The organism is Sinorhizobium fredii, assembly GCF_002944405.1.
GTDB lineage: Bacteria > Pseudomonadota > Alphaproteobacteria > Rhizobiales > Rhizobiaceae > Sinorhizobium > Sinorhizobium fredii_C.
The window spans coordinates 326,532-343,602 of record NZ_CP024310.1 but is presented as its reverse complement, the minus strand read 5'-3'; the positions used below and the strand labels follow the sequence as shown (position 1 = coordinate 343,602).

Below are 17,071 nucleotides of genomic sequence, written 5' to 3'. Positions count from 1 at the left end.
CTGAGAATCCCATTGTGCGGCGCAGCAATCGCCCCCACATCAACAGTTCAGGCCCGATCGGCGGCCAAGGAAACGGTATTGCTCGAGAAACCTCCCCAAAATCACCGGCTGGTCGAAATCGCCGGGTTTGGCTCCAATCCCGGATCATTGAAGGCGTGGCTGTATCTGCCTTCCATCATGGCCCCCGGCACCCCGCTTGTCGTTGCGCTGCATGGCTGCACACAGACGGCAGCGGGCTACGCAGCGGGTTCCGGCTGGTCACAGCTCGCGGAGCGGCGCGGATTTGCGGTGCTCTATCCCGAGCAACAGCGATCGAACAATGGCAATCTCTGCTTCAACTGGTTCGAGCGCGGCGACATCAGGCGGGATGCGGGAGAGGCATTGTCCATCCGGCAGATGATCGGCCATCTCGTCCAGTCGCAGGGCATCGATCCCAGGCGCACCTTTGTCACAGGCCTTTCAGCAGGCGGTGCGATGGCGAATGTTATGCTGTCGACCTATCCTGAGATATTTGCGGGCGGCGCAATCATCAGCGGGCTACCCTATGGGGTGGCCGGCACGGTCGCGGAGGCGTTCGAGCGTATGCAAGGCCGCAATCCGCCAACTGTCTCCAGGCTCCAATCCATTCTCGAGAGCGCATCAAGCCACCGCGGGCCCTGGCCTTCGGTTTCGATCTGGCACGGCACGCATGACCAGACGGTCCGACCCAGGAATGCCGACCAGATCGCGAAGCAATGGAGTGGTGTTCACGCCCTCGCTACCGAGGCGACTCGGAGCGAGTTGGTGCACGGCCATAACCGCAAAGTTTGGCTAGACGCGGAAGGCAGGCAGGTCGTCGAGACCTACTTTGTCAAAGGCATGGGCCACGGCGTACCTCTGGCGACCAACAGCGATGTTCCGATCGGGAGAGCCGGTCCGCATATGCTTGAGGCTGGGATTTCCTCAACCGTGCGTATCGCACGTTCATGGGGTCTTGCCACCGCGGCAGACGTCGAGGAGGCTGAGTCAGCCGGCAATCATGTCCGCGGGCAAGAAACCGATGTGGCGTCATCCCCGATAGAAAGGGCATTGCGCTTCGCTCGGTCGCGATCGAATGCCGCTGACACCGCTTCGGACGGCAAGATCGCCAAGGTCATAAACGACGCGCTCCGAGCGGCGGGTCTGATGCGGTAGCTAGGCGATTATCACCGTAAGGAGCATGATGAACTTGTTGCGAACACAATCTACCTCTATATGTCTGCCCATCGGCCTTGCTGGTGAGCGTCTGAGGATGTTCGCGTGGCCGCAAGTCGCTAGAGACTTTTGACCACGGATGTACTGGCACTGGAATCGAAGCGATGTGAGGAAGGTCGGGTTTGCCCGGCCTTTTTTGTTGCTGCCGTTCTGCTGCAAGACGGGAGATACCATTTCGGACAGTCCTGCTCGGCCGAATGGACAAGATCCGCTGCGACCCGTCAAAAGCGGACCGCGAGAGTGTTTATCCGCCCCAAGTCTCGAAAACGCCACGCAACGGTCCTGTTGCGCGCGGCTATCCTCGGATGACCGGTCTATAGTATGGAGAGTTCGGGACGCTTGCGCTTCGGAGATCACGGCCTCATGGCCGAGCTGGCGCCCCTCGGCCGAGATCGCGGCGAGGCGGATAATCCAGTCATCACCGCTCCCCGTGATGATCCGTACCCTCCCCGGCCGACGTGAACAGCTAGTCGGTATCCGTATCATTCCACCTCGAAGGCCACATTGCGGTCCTTTGGATGGGGTGGTCGACGAGCATTGCCACGCCGGCTCGATTCGCGCCGGGGGCCGACCCGGCGTTTTTTCAAGGTCGCTCTAGCCATGGCGCATTCAAGCTCGACGAGAAGGGCGATCCGATTTCGGTGTGTTGCAGCGTGCGCTTGCTCACTCTTCAATGATGCCGTATGGCCCGTAGGCGGCGCGCCAAAGTGCGCCGTAGCGCTTCTGCCGCCCCATTGCGATTTCGCCGTTGGCATTAAACGTACCGCTTGCGATCTCCGCCTCGCGGAACTCGAAGCCTTCCGGCAGGATGATGCGCGCGCGATGGGGGGCGCCGGTCACAGGATTCCTGATCGGCTCGAGTTCGAGTTCGAGATGGCCGTCTATGCGAAAACCGCCGGTGCGTTTCTCTATGTCGCTGTGAAACTCGATTGGGGCGAAAATCGGCTCGAGCTCTTGGGAGATGGTGGAGCCATAAATATTGAAGACGGTTGTCGGCTCCTGTTCCTTGCCGCCGAGTATGGTGAACAGGGCATCGATCTGCGCCTGGTTCGCATTGGCATCGAAAAACCCGCGTACGACGCCGCCGCCCTCATGCACGGGACCAGGCCAGCGATAGACGGCAGCAACCTTCAGCCCATCCAGCCGCAGATCGCCGAACCATCCCTCCTCGATAAGCATGCATTCCAGGCCTTCGCACAGGCCCTCAGTCGGCTTGCCGTTGAATTCGCACGGGCAGCCGTAATCGCAACTGCACGATGCGATCTTGGGACCCTTAATCGCCCAATCAACATAGGCCATGGCAACATTCCCGATTTTTCCAGTAAAGGCAGAATGTATCAGACACTGCTTCGACCGGCCAGGAACCCGTGACTGTCCAGCGGATCGCTGAAGCCTTGCAAGCCGCCGGACTGTTGCCCGATGACGGTGGCACCGCCAACTCGAAGCTCCATCGCGCAACAGACGCGGTGCAGCAGTGCTTGGCCCTAAACTGGCGGCCAAAACCATAGGATCAAAGGCACGCCCAGCACGAGCACAATGAACGAGAGCGGCAGCCCCAACCTCAAACAGTCGCCGAAGCGATAACCGCCCGGACCCAGCACCAATGCCAGGTCTCCCATTTTACTCGCCAGAAGAAGTAATGTCGGGACAACTGTCCAGGTTCACTCAGCGGCGCGGCACCCCCGAAAGTCCGTCCAGACTTTTGGAGCTTCGTAGTGCAGATGCGCGCATGATCAGACGATTACAGGATGCGTCCGAACAGGACGGAATAAACAATCACTGCAATCGCCAGAGTAAAGGCAAGCGATACGAACAGGTGCGTGAAATCGTAGGTATAGAAGCGGGCGGGAATGAGATTTTTCATTGCCATTTCCTAAGTTTCGTTTGTCGGAATACCAAAGCGCCGCGTCCGCTGCACTTCAAGACAATGAGCGACTGCAACTCGTGCTGACCCTGCCAAAGAGGTCCGCTGGAACTTGGACATCGCTCATAATGGTTGCTACGAGGTCGTCGCGTTGAGGTTGATTATCGGGATCGTTGCAGGCCCGTGCTCGGACCAGGAGCCAATGGCAATTCTCGCACATCTATATTTAAAGGACGCGAATTCTATTATCCATAAAACCTGCTTTCATGCTTTTGCTTCATCAGAGGCATAAACCAAGCTCACCGCTCCGCATATTCAAAGCGCAGGCCGCCGATTGCGTTTTGCTGCAATGCGGCGGTTGTAGCAAGTGGCGCCAAACGGGCCGGTTTAATCTCACGCGACGAAGCGACAGAACAGGAGGGCAGCATGTTTGCCCGGACGACGCATCCCGGCCGAGAACAAATACCGAATGCGGCTGGTAGCGATCAATCCTGATGAGCTTGAACGCCTGACGGCAGTCGATCGCAAGGAAGCCGCGACCTTCCCGTCCCTTTCACCATAAGGCAACACCCGATGCGCCATCATCTATTCCGGATCGGGCTGTCGGCGCGACTTGAAGATCGCGTAAATATTTCCCCTCGCGGCAGAAACCTATCAGATCACCGCCAAATTCCCTCTGAGTGACAATTCGCCTCAGTTGCGCAACGAAGATAACTTGGAGCCGCTTGACGGTTGACGTCCAATAACTGATCAGCCTCCAGCTGTCGCGCAGGCGCCTGCGGGGAGGAGAGCTGCAGCTGCATATTCTCAATAACTCAACCTAGCCGTGATCCTACACCTGTGGAACAACACCAGCACGGCTGCCCTCCCAGGGCACACCGCGCGGGTGAAGTATGACACGTCGCCGGCGACAGCGGTCTGAGTGGTAGCATGGCCCGCGCCTTAGGGCATGAACCGGATTGACTTCGTCAGCATGGACGCAAAGCAATAGCGATTGGGCCAGGGCGATCTGGTCCCCGCGTACTTGCCTCAACAACCTGCCCGATTTAGCGTGCCCTGCAAATCGAGTTGCAACAGCCTAATCGCACCTTCGCGGCGGCAAAATGATTTCAACAGTGTACGACCCTCTCAGGCCGGCTACGACACAGGTCGTGCCCGTCAAGGTAGCGGAGTCGAAGGCGAAGAAGAGGATTGCACGAGGAAGACTCGGTTTCCGCGTTGAAAGTCGTTAAAGTCGGATGGCTATTCTCCAGATCAACGCTGGCCGTTACCGGATGTTTCCCATACCCCTGAAATTTTTCTGGACCGGATCCGATAAGTGGTGGAAGATGCTTGTTTCAGGTGCCCCTGATTACGAGATCGAGAATTCAATCTTCGTCCAATTGCATTGGTGACAAAGCCCGCGTTTTGGCGGGCTTTGCTTTATAACCGGATCTCGGATCAGCGAAAGCTTTTTTCGATGCGGGACGCCTCTGGAACCGCTACAATTTTTCATGTATCCTTGCCTAATGAGCGGCTGGTGACACGGCGCCGCTGGCGTTAGCCTAATTTGAATGGAGGCTGCGTCGTGTATCCCCTTAATGACTTTCACTCTCCTCCGCTGACCTTAACTTGCTTCAAGGCATCCTAATTGAGGAACTTGATGCAAGACACATCGACAATGACAGCGAAGAGGCGAATGACCTTGCCAGAAGGCTCATAGTGCTCTTCCAATCGGGAGTCAGACGGGCTGATGTTCTTCATGAGATGATCAGGGTCGGGTGAAAAACGCGGAAGTCCACAAGGACGTCCATGAGGGTTCTGCGCGTCACGTTCTCGTCACGATCGGCGCCTAACGCGCACCACGGATGTATTGGCAATGACTGCAGGAAGGTCGGTTCGCCGGCGTTCTTGCGTCTCCTGTCCGACACGAACTTATTTAAGGAACATTCTCTCAGTCGTGGTGTTTTTCCTCTTTAGGAACGGCGACATGAAGAAGCCCCATAGGGACGTGGCGACGCATATCCGGCAGGTGATAGCAACCGATTACAACGTCGCTTTTCTCCGATCACTTCCGGTGTTCAGAGTCAGACCCGAACTTCCAAAGAATATAAGAGTTCTCCTCAAGCGGTTGCATTATGTGGAGAACGCAGGGAAATGACCGTCCCTTATGTAGCTCGCAGCCCGCATTTGACCTGATGTGGTGGACGGCCTCCGCTCCCGGCATCGCAATGTGCCAAAGTGTGGCTGTCGAAAGTCACATGAGGAAGAGCCGTCCTATGGAGCAGGTTAGCACAATCGGTTTGGATATCGCCAAGCATGTCTTTCAGGTGCATGGCGTAAACGCAGTGAGCGCGGTGTGAACGTTGTCGCTGTTGCCTTGGCGAACAAGATAAGCCGGATCGGCTGGGAGTTGATGGCGACGGGCAGGCGATTTGAGGCCAGCGTGGCCCAAATGAGCATTCGCGATGGATACAGAAGTCGGTGAGATGCTGATGGTGACGAACGGTCGAGGGATCGGACAAACCCGCTCAGTGGGTGCCGCTTAGAAGCGCGTTGACCTGTTTGGGATCCGATCTGCGGACCGGCGCTTCGGTTATCGGCGGCTGATTTTCCTACTCAAGCCGGAGGGAGAGCCGTCCGGGGTCAAGCGCATCTATCGGCTGTATCGGAAGGGCCTTCTGTTCGCAAGCGTTCGCCTGCGGCAGACGCTTTCGCGTGCTCAACATCCTCGATGGCAGCAATCCCCGACACTTCGATCTCGGGGCGTCGCGTCGCGCGGGAACTGATGGTGCGCGGCGCGCGGCAAGCCTGGCATGATCGTCTCTGACCATGGCACGGAGTTCACCTCGGACGCGATCCTCGCCTGGTCGAAGGAACACAAGATAGAGTGGCACTACATCGTGCCGGGAAAAGCCGATGCAGAACGGCTTGTCGAATCCTGCAACGTGCTCGTTCCGACGAGCAAGACGACCGACAAGTCTTCCACCCTTTGAAACCTACACGAACGAGCAGAATCGACCCCTTGCGGAACTTCGTTCGCTCTCGGCCGAAATCACGCCCATGGCCACGAGCTGCCTTTCGGCGTCACAGGGAGGAATGTCCGACGGTTGCCACGGCAGCCATTGCCCAGGAACGACTTCGGCCGTGTTCAATGCCACGGGCACAGGACAACCGCTCCTCCCGATCGGTTCTCGACATTGTGAGCATTCACGATTTCTGCGTACATATGCCGAGCATTGATCTCACCCAAAGTCGCTCTGAACCGAACGCCGAAAATCTCCTCTTCCCGGTGCCTTCCTGTTATTATGGAGACGAGGAGATGGTCCCCTGTGAGCGAGAACCGCAAGCTAGCCGCGATCCTGGCCGCGGACGTGGTCGGCTACAGCCGCCTCGCTGGCGCGGATGAAGACCGTACTTTGGCTAGGTTGCGGGCGCTGCGCAGCGATTTAATTGATCCGACCGTCGCCGTTCACAACGGGCGCGTGATCAAGCGCACAGGAGATGGGGCGCTGGTCGAGTTCCGCAGTGTAGTGGACGCCGTGCGCTGCGCCATCGAGGTGCAGAACGGCATGTTCGAGCGTAATGCCGGCGTGCCACAGGACCGCCGCATCGAGTTTCGGATCGGTATTCATCTGGGCGACGTAGTGGAGGAAAGCGACGGCGACCTGATGGGCGACGGCGTCAACATCGCTTCGCGCCTTGAGGGCGTCGCTGCTCCAGGGGGCATCTGCCTGTCCGAGGATGCCTATCGCCAGGTCAAGACCAGACTCGACCTTTCGGTCAGCGATCTCGGCAACACCCAGCTCAAGAACATCGTAGAGCCGATCCGGGTCTATTCGCTCCGAGTCGGAACCGCGGCTCACGCGAAGACAGTGGCTCCCGAACTCATGGCGGCTTTACCTCCGACAGCGCCCCCGCCGAAGTTCTCGATCGCCGTGTTGCCCTTCGCCAACATGAGTGGTGATGCCGAGCAGGAGTATTTCGCCGACGGTATCTCCGAAGATATCATCACGGCTCTCTCAAAGCTGTCGCAACTGTTCGTGATCGCTCGCAATTCGTCCTTCACCTTCAAGGGAAGAAACGTGAACGTTCAGGAGGTGGGCCGGAATCTCAACGTGCGCTACGTGCTGGAAGGCAGCGTCCGGAAATCCGGCAATAAGGTACGGATCACCGCACAGCTTATCGACGCAACCACGGGCGGACATCTGTGGGCGGATCGTTTTGATCGCGACCTGACAGACATCTTCGCCGTTCAGGACGACGTGACGCAGCAAATTGTCGGCGCGCTCGCGCTCAACCTGACGGAGGGCGACCAGCAGCGGCTCGTGACCGAGCACACCGACAACCTGGAAGCGTACGACTGTTTCCTGCGTGGCCGAGAGCAGCTGTGGCGGTTCACGAGAGAGCAAAACACCCAGAGTCGGGAACTGTTGCAGCGCGCCATCGAACTGGACCCGAAATTCGCTCCCGCCTACGCATTCCTCGCCTTCGCAAACATGCTGGATTACGGAAACCAGTGGGGCCCGTCGTCATCGACATCAATGCAACAAGCGGAAGTGTTTGCAACACGGGCAGTGGCGCTCGACGATCGATATCCTTACGCGCATTGGGCGCTGGGCATCGTCGAATTGTATTCGCGACGGCACGACGTCGCTATCGGCGCGGCCAAACGCTTGATCGCCCTCGCTCCAAATCTTGCCGAGGGGTACGAAAATCTCGGCTACGCACTGCATTATTCCGGCAGATCTGCGGAGGCACTCGGGTGTTTCGAGCAGGCAATAGCCTTGAACCCATACTATCCCGACGTATACCTCCATTTCCAGGCACAAGCGATGTTCCAGTTGCACAGGTACAAAGAGGCAATTGACATCCTGAAGCGGCGACTTGTCCGTAACCCTGGCACCGACGTCTCGCGCGTGCTCCTGGCGGCGAGCTGCGGCCATCTCGGCCGCTTCGAAGAAGCCCGCCACGAGTGGCAGGAAGTGTTCCGCGTTAACCCTGACTATTCTCTGGAACATCGCCGCAAAGTATTGCCCTACAAAAATCCCGCCGACTTCGAGTTAGTCGTGGACGGGCTTCGCAAGGCCGGCCTGGTGTGATTAGGTGTAATTGCATGCCAGGCGAATTTCCGGTCCTGCACCTTCTGCAGCCATTCGTTCAACGCTGGGCTATGACCCGTGCTGCCCACTCCTTGCTCGTTCCCACGGATGCGACGAACAGCGGCAGTCCACCCATCACGAGCGATCGGCTGCTGGCAGATGCGGCCGCCGCTTCGGTGGGAGTTTCTATCCCTCGCCTTGAGGGGAATCGAGCCGCAGAGCCGTAAACTCACTCGATCGGAACAGTCGGCCGGTGAAATCGCGCTCGTCCTATCACGTGCTGCCTCACAGACGCCACCTGAGTTCAACAAATGTTTTGCGACACCGGCAAAACTTTTCGCATCACACCCTTCCCATGGCTTGTTTCCAATTTGGCAGAAATGCAGTCGCGACTCGAAGAAACAGTAACGTTGTTGCGCCCCTACAGGCCACTTCAAGCAATCGGTCATTGAAGGCGCTATTGACGACACAATCGTAGCTGGCTATAGCGACGACCTATATCTTGAGTCATTGACTCAAGATTATGCGATGCAAAAGAGCGAGCGCGAGGCCGGACGAATGAAATATTGCCTTCTCTCCCCAGCACGATTGATTCCAACAGAGGAGGTGAGTCTCGACAGGGTCGATATACTGCAGGCCAAAATCCTGCAGGCGGGCTCATGGACCGCGCCGATAACAGCCGAGAAAAATGCCTTGTTCGTGATGGACGGCCATCATCGGTTGACGGTTGCGCACCGCCTCAGGCTCACCACTGTTCCTGTGGTCCTTCTCGACTACGATTCAGTTCGCTTGGAGAGTTGGCGCGCCGGTGAAACGATCACTCCCGCGGAAATCTTCGCGATGGCCCGCAGCGGCCGCAAGTTTCCCTATAAAACGACCCGGCACATTTTCACCGAGGGATTGCCCAGGTGCGATGTGCCGCTGCAGCTTTTGTTCAGGCCCACTTCGTCCGAAATGGTGCCGGCCCGTGCCGCGGGGGCACTGTCATGACGCTGCAATGCCACGAAACCGCATTTGGCCTTCCACCGATTTTGCGATCGGCAGCTGCGGACCTTCTCACTCGTCACGGCGCTCTTCTTCTCGAGTGGGTTCACCGTTACGGCTCGCCGCTGAACCTGATCTGGCCGGACGCGTTGCAGGAGAATCTTGCCGCCCTCGATGGCGTGCTGACGGCGCGCCGTGTTGAGCATGCGATCTATTACGGTGCGAAGGTCAACAAATCGCCCGGGCTCATGCGGGCAGCGCTTAGAGCCCGCGCGGGGCTCGACGTCTCCAGCCTTTACGAACTGCGCGATGCGCGCCGGCTGGGGGCCGATGGTGCAAGGGTGGTCGCGACCGGGCCGGCGAAGACGCAAGCGTTTCATCAGGACCTGCTCGATTGCAGGGCATTGATCTCGGTCGATTCTCCGGAAGAACTGGAGGACCTGATCGCATTGCTGCCGGCAGATGCCGGACCGCAGCCGATCCTGTTGCGCCTGCAGCCGCGAGATCAGAAAAAGAGCCGCTTCGGCATGCCGGCCGAGGCCGTCATTCATTGCCTCACTCGACTTACGGGCGAGAGCAGGTTGCGCTTCGACGGGCTGCATTTCCATCTCAGCGGCTATCGCTGGGAGACCCGTCTCACGGCGTTGGAAGAAGCGACCGGGCTCATCGCCAAAGCGAGGCAAATGGGATTCTCCCCGCGCATGATCGATATCGGCGGCGGCCTGCCCATCCAATACGTCGATGAGGCCAAATACCAGGCGCATCTCGCGGCCCAGACTCCCGAGGACTACCGCACCGGGACCGTGCCTAGCTCCTTCTATCCCTATGGCGGCGCTCTTTCGGCGGCCGACTGGTTGCGCGAGCTGTTGCAGGCAAAAATGAGCAAGAGTCCGAGCGTCGCCGGCTATCTCAAGCACGAGGGGCTGACCTTGGCGATGGAGCCCGGGCGCGCCCTGGCGGATCAGGCGGCCATCAGCGTCTTCCGGATCTTGCGGGTGAAGGCGCTGGGTCCGGATACGCATGTCATCTTCCTCGAGGGCAGCAGCTTCAGCGCCTGCGAAACCTGGTTCGCCTCCGAGTTCCTGATCGACCCCATTCTCGTGACTGCCACCAGGGCGGCCGTTCAATCGGCGCCGGTCCGCGCCTATCTGGCCGGCCATAGCTGCCTTGACGAGGACGTCATCAGCAACCGGTGGCTGACCTTCCCGACCGCGCCAAAGGCAGGCGACCTGCTCGTCTACGCCAACACCGCCGGCTATCAGATGGATCTCCTCGAAAACGAGTTCCATCGCCATCCCATGCCCGCCCGCTTCTGCGTCACCGAAGACGCGGAAGGGCGGCCCAATCTCGTACCCGACACAATTGGAGAGGTTTAGATGCTGCACACGACCGTAACGCAATTGATCGGCCAGACGCCGCTGATGTCGATCGACGTACCGGAGCGCAACGCCACTTTGGTGCTGAAGATCGAGAAGAACAATCCAGGCGGTTCAATGAAGGACCGCATGGCGCGCAGCATGGTGGTTGCGGCGCTTCAGGACGGACGCCTCGCCCCCGGGGGCACGATCGTCGAATCCTCTTCCGGAAACACTGGTACCGGTCTGGCACTGGCGGCGCTGGAATTCGGGCTGCGTTTCATCGCCGTGGTGGACCACCATGCGGCGCCCGACAAGATCCGCATGATGCGGGCGCTCGGCGCCGAGATCCGCTATGTCGAAGGCGACTTCCGCGAGGACGAGGTCGCCGTCGTCGAGCGCCAGCGGCTGGCCGCGCAACTCGGCGCGCAGCTTCCCGGCGCGTTGTTCATGAACCAGTCCGACAACCCGGCAAATCCTGATGGCTATGCCGGCCTCGTCGATGAGTTGCTGGAGCAGCTCCCGGACGGGATCGACGCCTTTGTCGGCTGCGTCGGAACCGGCGGCTCTATGACCGGCATTTCGCAGCGCCTCAAGCGCCACAATCCGGCCGTGCGCACGGTCGCGGTCGAGCCGGCCGGGTCGATCGTCTTCGGCAAGCCGGGACATCCCTACTTCCAATCGGGCACCGGCACCCCCGCAGGCGACGAGGTCGGCAAGGTGCTCGACTATTCGTGCATCGACGAGGGCGTCCAGGTGACCGACACGCAAGCCTTCGAGACGGCGCGTTACATCGCCCGGCGCAAGGGGCTGCTCGTCGGCGGCTCGACCGGCGGCGCCATCTACAAGGCGCTTGAATTCATTGTAGCAGGCAAGCTGACCGGCACGGTCGTGACCACGGTGGCGGATGGCGGCGAGAAATATCTCGGCACGATTTTCGACGACGAGTGGATGGCCAAGCGCCGCCTGCTCGACCCTGCCATCGCAGACCAGATGGACGGCTGGCTCGCTGGAAGGGCGCGTGCCGCATGAAGGTGACGATTTGCGGTGCGGGCCGCACTGGACATTTGAATGCCGTCCTCTTCAAGCAGCGCCCCGGCATCGAGGTTTCCGTGCTGACGAATTCGTCGGAAGTCGCGGAAACCTGGGCAGGCGGTGACGGGCCGTGGCATGCGCAAACGCCGGACGATCAGATCCTGACCGGCCGGCCGGACCATGTCGGCACCGATCCCCGCACGGCGCTCGAAGGTGCCGACATGGTGATGATAACCCAGCCGGCGCAGGCGCGGCCGGCACTCCTATCGCAGATTGCGCCGCACCTGCCGCGCGACAGAAACGTCTATGCCGGGGCGATCCCCGGTTTCTGCGGCTTCGACTGGCTTGCGGCACGGGCATTTGAGGGACGCGACAATGTCGTCATCTGGGGCATGAAGGACGTGCCGCACACGGCCTTCGATCTCCTCCCCGGGCAACGGGTACGCATGGGCGGCGGCAAGGCCGAGCTCTTTGCCGCACTGCATCGCCGCGAAAGCGCGGAAAGCGCCGCGGCGCTCGGGGCGATGCTCAATCGCCTCTATGACGCGCCCGTCACCATGCTCGAGGATTATCTCGAGATCACCCTGACCCCCGGCAATCCCTTGATGCATCCGGCGGTGCTCTACGCCCTTATCGGGCCCGGGGCTCCGTTCGAGGACAGGCCCTTCGACGAGCCGATCTGCTGGTGGAGCGACTGCCCCCTCGCGGGTGCCGAGCTGCTCGAGGCACTGGACGCGGAAAACCAGGCGATCCGGCGGGCGAGCGAGGCACGCCTCGGCATCGACCTCAGCTCGGTGAAGCCGCTTCGACAGGAGCTGATCGAGGCCTATGGCGAGCAGATCGAGGACGACAGCACCATGTACTCGCTCCTGCGCACCAACCGCGCCTATGCGGGAATCCACGCGCCGCTCGTCCCCAATCCTGATGGCCCGGGTCTCGTCATCGATCGCGAAAGCCGCGCCTTTCACGAGGACATTGCCTTCGGGCAGGCGCTGCTCGTGTCGATGGCGGCACGGCTCGGCGTTGCCGCGCCGACGATCGCCAAGACCTACAACTGGGCGCGCGATTACCACGGCCAATTGGCCGCGGGCGCGCCGGACTATGTTCCGACAGATTGGCCGGAGGCTCAATGATGGACGAGAGAACTTTTTTCGCGGCAGATGCCGTTGCGAGTGACGGACGCGCGCTTTTGTCGAAGGCATCGCGAAACGCGATCAATCGGCTGGTGCGCTGCCTCTTCGCCGAACGCCTGCTCGATCCCGACGCGCTGATGTGGGCGCGCGACGGCCGCCAGGCCTGGTTTCCCCTCTGGGCCTCACGGCGCGTGCTGCATTTCACCGACCTGCACCTGGCACCGGCCGGAACGCTGCAGAACCGCGGAAAGGTCGAGGTGCTGGACGGTATCGGTGGTCGCCGGAAAATTGACGGTCCATCGGCCCTGATGAGGGAGGTCGAACCCTCCCTCGCAATTACGCCTGCTCCCGATGGACTCGAGCATCTGATGTGCGACGTCGACAACAGTATGCAGAACGACATTCTCGCCCGCCGCACCCGCGAAAGCTGGAGTGCGACGTTACGCCGGCAGATCGCCGAAGCCGGCGCGCCCGGCTTCCTCGCCTATCTCCAGGAAAGCCTGCCGACGCATCTGGCGGCGATTACCCTTGACCAATGGGGCGCGCTTGAGGGCCATCCCTTCTACCCGACCTGGAAGGCAAAGCCGGGCCTGGCGCCGGAGGACGTTGCGGCGTTATCGCCCGAATTCGGCGCGCGGGTGCCCCTCGTAATCGCGGCGCTCCGAAACGACTGGGCCTATGTCGAGAAGATGCCGCATGTCGGCAGCTATTCAGAATGGTTTGCAGGGAACTTCCCGGACCTCTGGCGCGATTGGGCGGAGGACCTGAGGGCGCGCGGCAAATCGCCCGAGGACTGGATTCCCCTCCCCGTCCATGGCTGGCATCTCGAGAATTTCGTGCGCCGCGAATTCGCGGCCGAGATCGAGCACGGCGTGCTCGACCCGGAGGGCCCCGAGGTCGTCACGCTGCCGTCGATGTCGTTCCGCACGATGCTGCCGGAGACCGCGGCGCCGAGACCCTTTGTCAAACTGCCGGTGGCGATTTGGATGACGAGCGAACAGCGCACGCTGCAGGGGAAATCGATCCATATGGGGCCGCGCCTCAGCACGTTGATTTCCGACATCCTGTCGAAAGAGGATGATCTGGGGCGCGAGTTGGAGATCTTCACCGAGGAGCTGGGCGCGATCCTGCACCATCCCGAGACCGGCGACGAGCATCCCGGCCGCTTCCTTTCGGTGGTCTACCGCAACACCGATCCCTTGACCCGCGAAGACGGCATGCTGCCGGTGACCGTCGCAGCCCTGCTGACGGCAAGTCCGCTCGACGGCCGGCCGCTCATTTGCGAGCTCATTGCCAGGAACCGCAGCGCGAGCGAGGCGGCCGTCGCGGCGTTCTTCCGCGCCTATGCGCGCACGGTCGTCCGCCCGACACTCGCGATGTATCTTCTCTACGGCATTGCCTTCGAGGCACATCAGCAGAACAGCACGATCATTTTCGACGATCGCGGCATGCCGCGGAAGCTGTTGATCCGCGACTTCGGCGACGGCCGCAGTTTCGCGCCGCTCTTCAGGGAGCGCGGTTACGATCTGAAGCCGTTCAGCCGCAAGGGCATTTTGCCGACCACGTTCGACGACGACATCAGTCTCGTCAGATCCTTCGTCATCGACGCGTGCTTCGTCTGCCATCTTCACGAGATCGCCCTTTGCCTCACTGAGCAGTATTCGCTTGTCGGCGACACCCTGTGGCGCATCCTACGGGAAGAGACGGAAGCGGCGTTCGAGGCGCTGAAGCCCCGCATGCTGTCGGATGCGTTCTGGATCGAGGAGCGCGACGCTTTCCTCGAACGGCCCTGGCCGACGCGCTCGGTGCTGCGGATGCATCTGGAGCGCTATCGCGATTACCGGGTCGAACATCACTTGCCAAATCCGCTGGTGAGCGCGAAATGACCGGGACAGTCGCCGTCCTGCGCGGCTTCGGACCGGTCTTCGCGCTTCTCTTTGGCCTGCAGTTCATTTCCATGGGCGCCATGGAAATGAGCGGTCCCTTCTGGCCGATCCAGATCATGGCGTTGAGCCCGTCCGAGAGCGCGTTCGCGCTTTCCGGAATCGGCATCTATGTCTGCCCCATGCTCGGCGTCTCGCTGACGAGCGCCTTTTGGGGACGTATGGGCGATCGCTACGGCAATCGGTTGATGATGGTGCGGGCCCTTGCGGGCCTGGCGATCACGCAACTGCTTGTCGCCTTTGCCCAGGACGTCTGGACCATTCTGGCGCTGCGCTTTCTGCAAGGGGCCTGCGCCGGGTATATCGCCCCTGCTCAGGCCTATGGCGTGCAGGTGACCGGCGGACGCGATCGCGCTGGCCTCTTCGCCTGGCTCCAGGTGGCAACCAATGTCGGCTCCCTCGGCGGCGCCTTCCTCGGCGGCCTCATCCTCGATGCCTTGCCTTTCGCCGCCGTCAATCTCACCGCCGGCGTGATCTGCGCGCTCTGCGCCGCTGTCGCCTGGGCAAGCCTGCCGGTTCCGCCACAAGGAGCCGGCGGCACGGGCCCGGCCAGGGCGAGGAAGGTTTTTCCCGCACCAGCGACCGGCATATCGGTCACCGGGCTTCTCGTGCTCATGGGACTGCTGCTCGCGAGCCGGATGGTCCTGCAGGTGCCGTTCGCTCTCTACATGTCGGAGGTCTATGGCGCCCAGCATTGGATCACGGGGTTGAGCTACGGGCTACTTGCATTTGGCTTTGTGGTCGGCGCCCCGGTGTGGGCGCGGATGTTCGAAGGACGAGCGCCGACCTTAGTACTCGGGTGGAGCGTGCTGATCGCCGCCGGCTGCCTCGTGGTCACCGGCCTTGCCGGATCGACCCGCGATATGGGCCTTTTCGCTGCGCTCTATCTTGCCTGGGGCGCGCTTCTGGGGGGAACGACGCCAGTTCTTCTGTCACTCGTTTCGACTGCGACGCGCAGTGAGCGGCAGGGATCGGTCCTCGGGCTCGCGCAAACCTGCCAGCAGGGTGCTTCAGTTGTTGGGATCATCACCGGCGTCGTCGCAACCCAGTGCTTTGGGCTTGAAGTGGCATTCCCGCTCGTTGCAAGCCTTTACGGCCTGTCTTTCTTGATGGCGCTCGCCCTGTGGCTCAAATCGCGCCGGCTCTTCAGTAAAGGAGAAATATCGTGAGGAGAATTTATTCGGCGCTCCAAGCCGTGATCGCCGTTCTGGCCCTGTGGGTTCCGGCCGCGGCCCTTGTGCAGAAGCCGGCCGCGGCGGACAGGCAAACGCCGATCACCGTCACCGACATTGCCGGCCGCGAGGTGACGGTAAATGAACCGGTCAAGCGCATCCTCCTTGGCGAGGGGCGACAGCTCTATCTGATCGCCTCGCTCGAGCCACAAGATCCGCTCGCCCGCATCGTCGCCTGGCGCAACGACTTGATCGAGGCCGATCCGGCGACCTACGCACAATATCTAGAGGCCTTTCCCAAGCTCGCCAAGCTGCCGGCCTTCCCCGGGCAGGAGAATGGGCTGCTCGACATCGAGTCGACCATTGTCCAAAAGCCTGACGTCGTCCTTCTCAATCTCGAGGCCATGCGCGCCAACGAGGACGCGAAATATATCGAGAAGCTGGCAGAGCTGAATATCCCCGTCCTTTATATCGACTTCCGCCACTTTCCGCTCAAGAACACGGAACCGACCATCCGGCTCCTCGGAAAAATCATGGGGCGCGAGGCTCGTGCGGAGGAGATTATCGAATTTCGCCACCAGGCCATGGCGCGCGTCACCGACGTCATCGACCGGGTGAAACCGCGACGTCCCAAGGTCTTTATCGAGCGGATCGGCGGTTATGCCGACGATTGCTGCCTTTCCTTCGGCGCGGAAAACTTCGGCAAGTATGTCGAGCTTGCCGGCGGCCACAATATCGGCAGCGACATTCTCCCCACCACCTTTGGTCAGCTCAACCCGGAGCAGGTGATCGTCGCCAACCCCGAGCATGTGGTCGTCACCAGCGCCGACTGGCAGGCCTATGTGCCCGGCGGCCACTGGATCCCACTTGGCCCCGGCGCCGATCCACAGGAGACGCACAGGAAGCTTGAGTGGTTCACGACCCGCGATGCCTATACCGGGATCGCCGCGCAGAAAACGCGCAACTTCCACGGCATCTGGCACCAGTTCTATAACAGCCCCTATGAGTTCATTGCTGTCCAGCAGTTCGCGAAGTGGTTCCATCCCGACCTCTTTACCGATCTCGATCCGGACGCGACATTTGCGGAATATCACCGCCGCTTCCTGCCCATCTCTTACAAGCCGGGCTATACCGTAAGCCTGGTGGGCAGCGCGGATTGAACGATCCGGTGGAGCGGTTGTCCTGATGGCGACGCCCCGACCAACTCGGGGCCATTTCCGTTCGGTTGTTACCATTGCGGATTTGATCGGAGGGCGACGCTCTTCCGGAAA

11 protein-coding genes and 2 pseudogenes are annotated in these 17,071 nt (G+C 60.8%); 10 read left to right on the top strand and 3 right to left on the bottom strand.

Annotated features, from left to right (window positions below; all coding sequences use genetic code 11):
• The first annotated feature begins 27 nt into the window (after nucleotides 1-27).
• Nucleotides 28-1,173: an extracellular catalytic domain type 1 short-chain-length polyhydroxyalkanoate depolymerase gene (locus NXT3_RS25255; RefSeq protein WP_423828017.1), complete on the top strand. Its 1,146-nt coding sequence runs from the start codon at nucleotides 28-30 to the stop codon at nucleotides 1,171-1,173.
• 723 nt (nucleotides 1,174-1,896) lie between these two features.
• On the opposite strand, the gene NXT3_RS25250 is transcribed toward NXT3_RS25255, so the two are convergent.
• The 3 genes and pseudogenes from NXT3_RS25250 to NXT3_RS33015 form a co-directional block, all read right to left on the bottom strand.
• Nucleotides 1,897-2,532, bottom strand: a complete 636-nt coding sequence (locus NXT3_RS25250; RefSeq protein ID WP_037424536.1) for a DUF1326 domain-containing protein — start codon at nucleotides 2,530-2,532, stop codon at nucleotides 1,897-1,899.
• A 185-nt stretch (nucleotides 2,533-2,717) separates the two neighbouring features.
• Nucleotides 2,718-2,837, bottom strand: a pseudogene (locus tag NXT3_RS32755) (hypothetical protein); the annotation flags it as partial.
• Between the two features lie 137 nt (nucleotides 2,838-2,974).
• Nucleotides 2,975-3,097 carry a hypothetical protein gene (locus tag NXT3_RS33015; protein ID WP_104840909.1) on the bottom strand — a complete coding sequence of 41 codons (123 nt, stop codon included), beginning with the start codon at nucleotides 3,095-3,097 and terminating at the stop codon, nucleotides 2,975-2,977.
• Between the two features lie 2,564 nt (nucleotides 3,098-5,661).
• Here NXT3_RS33015 and NXT3_RS32750 point away from each other — a divergent pair.
• The 9 genes and pseudogenes from NXT3_RS32750 to NXT3_RS25195 all read left to right on the top strand — a co-directional run.
• Nucleotides 5,662-6,024, top strand: a pseudogene (locus tag NXT3_RS32750) (IS3 family transposase); the annotation flags it as partial.
• A 384-nt stretch (nucleotides 6,025-6,408) separates the two neighbouring features.
• The gene (locus tag NXT3_RS25230) at nucleotides 6,409-8,178 is read left to right on the top strand and encodes an adenylate/guanylate cyclase domain-containing protein (RefSeq protein WP_037424532.1); all 1,770 of its coding nucleotides are present in this window, start codon (nucleotides 6,409-6,411) and stop codon (nucleotides 8,176-8,178) included.
• A 558-nt stretch (nucleotides 8,179-8,736) separates the two neighbouring features.
• On the top strand, nucleotides 8,737-9,168 hold the full coding sequence (locus NXT3_RS25225; RefSeq protein WP_104841399.1) for a ParB N-terminal domain-containing protein: 432 nt from the start codon (nucleotides 8,737-8,739) through the stop codon (nucleotides 9,166-9,168).
• Nucleotides 9,165-10,538: a Y4yA family PLP-dependent enzyme gene (locus NXT3_RS25220; protein WP_097539967.1), complete on the top strand. Its 1,374-nt coding sequence runs from the start codon at nucleotides 9,165-9,167 to the stop codon at nucleotides 10,536-10,538. The genes NXT3_RS25225 and NXT3_RS25220 overlap by 4 nt, the downstream gene beginning before the upstream one ends.
• Nucleotides 10,539-11,549 (top strand): PLP-dependent cysteine synthase family protein, encoded by a 1,011-nt coding sequence (locus NXT3_RS25215; protein WP_104840908.1) that lies wholly within the window; start codon nucleotides 10,539-10,541, stop codon nucleotides 11,547-11,549. It begins immediately after the preceding gene.
• A complete protein-coding gene (locus NXT3_RS25210) occupies nucleotides 11,546-12,685 on the top strand; it encodes an NAD/NADP octopine/nopaline dehydrogenase family protein (protein WP_097527307.1) in 1,140 nt (379 codons plus the stop codon). Before NXT3_RS25215 ends, NXT3_RS25210 begins: the two co-directional genes overlap by 4 nt.
• On the top strand, nucleotides 12,685-14,571 hold the full coding sequence (locus tag NXT3_RS25205) for an IucA/IucC family protein (RefSeq protein WP_199773448.1): 1,887 nt from the start codon (nucleotides 12,685-12,687) through the stop codon (nucleotides 14,569-14,571). Before NXT3_RS25210 ends, NXT3_RS25205 begins: the two co-directional genes overlap by 1 nt.
• A complete protein-coding gene (locus NXT3_RS25200) occupies nucleotides 14,568-15,797 on the top strand; it encodes an MFS transporter (protein WP_104840906.1) in 1,230 nt (409 codons plus the stop codon). The genes NXT3_RS25205 and NXT3_RS25200 overlap by 4 nt, the downstream gene beginning before the upstream one ends.
• The gene (locus NXT3_RS25195; RefSeq protein ID WP_104840905.1) at nucleotides 15,794-16,960 is read left to right on the top strand and encodes an ABC transporter substrate-binding protein; all 1,167 of its coding nucleotides are present in this window, start codon (nucleotides 15,794-15,796) and stop codon (nucleotides 16,958-16,960) included. The genes NXT3_RS25200 and NXT3_RS25195 overlap by 4 nt, the downstream gene beginning before the upstream one ends.
• Nucleotides 16,961-17,071 lie beyond the last annotated feature (111 nt).

Excerpts from the sequence above, each read along its gene's own strand:
- NXT3_RS25200 (WP_104840906.1), top strand. The coding sequence starts at position 14,568 with ATGACCGGGACAGTCGCCGTCCTGCGCGGCTTCGGACCGGTCTTCGCG.
- NXT3_RS25210 (WP_097527307.1), top strand. The coding sequence starts at position 11,546 with ATGAAGGTGACGATTTGCGGTGCGGGCCGCACTGGACATTTGAATGCC.
- NXT3_RS33015 (WP_104840909.1), bottom strand. The coding sequence starts at position 3,097 with ATGAAAAATCTCATTCCCGCCCGCTTCTATACCTACGATTTCACGCAC.
- NXT3_RS25250 (WP_037424536.1), bottom strand. The coding sequence starts at position 2,532 with ATGGCCTATGTTGATTGGGCGATTAAGGGTCCCAAGATCGCATCGTGC.
- NXT3_RS25220 (WP_097539967.1), top strand. The coding sequence starts at position 9,165 with ATGACGCTGCAATGCCACGAAACCGCATTTGGCCTTCCACCGATTTTG.
- NXT3_RS25215 (WP_104840908.1), top strand. The coding sequence starts at position 10,539 with ATGCTGCACACGACCGTAACGCAATTGATCGGCCAGACGCCGCTGATG.
- NXT3_RS25225 (WP_104841399.1), top strand. The coding sequence starts at position 8,737 with ATGAAATATTGCCTTCTCTCCCCAGCACGATTGATTCCAACAGAGGAG.
- NXT3_RS25205 (WP_199773448.1), top strand. The coding sequence starts at position 12,685 with ATGGACGAGAGAACTTTTTTCGCGGCAGATGCCGTTGCGAGTGACGGA.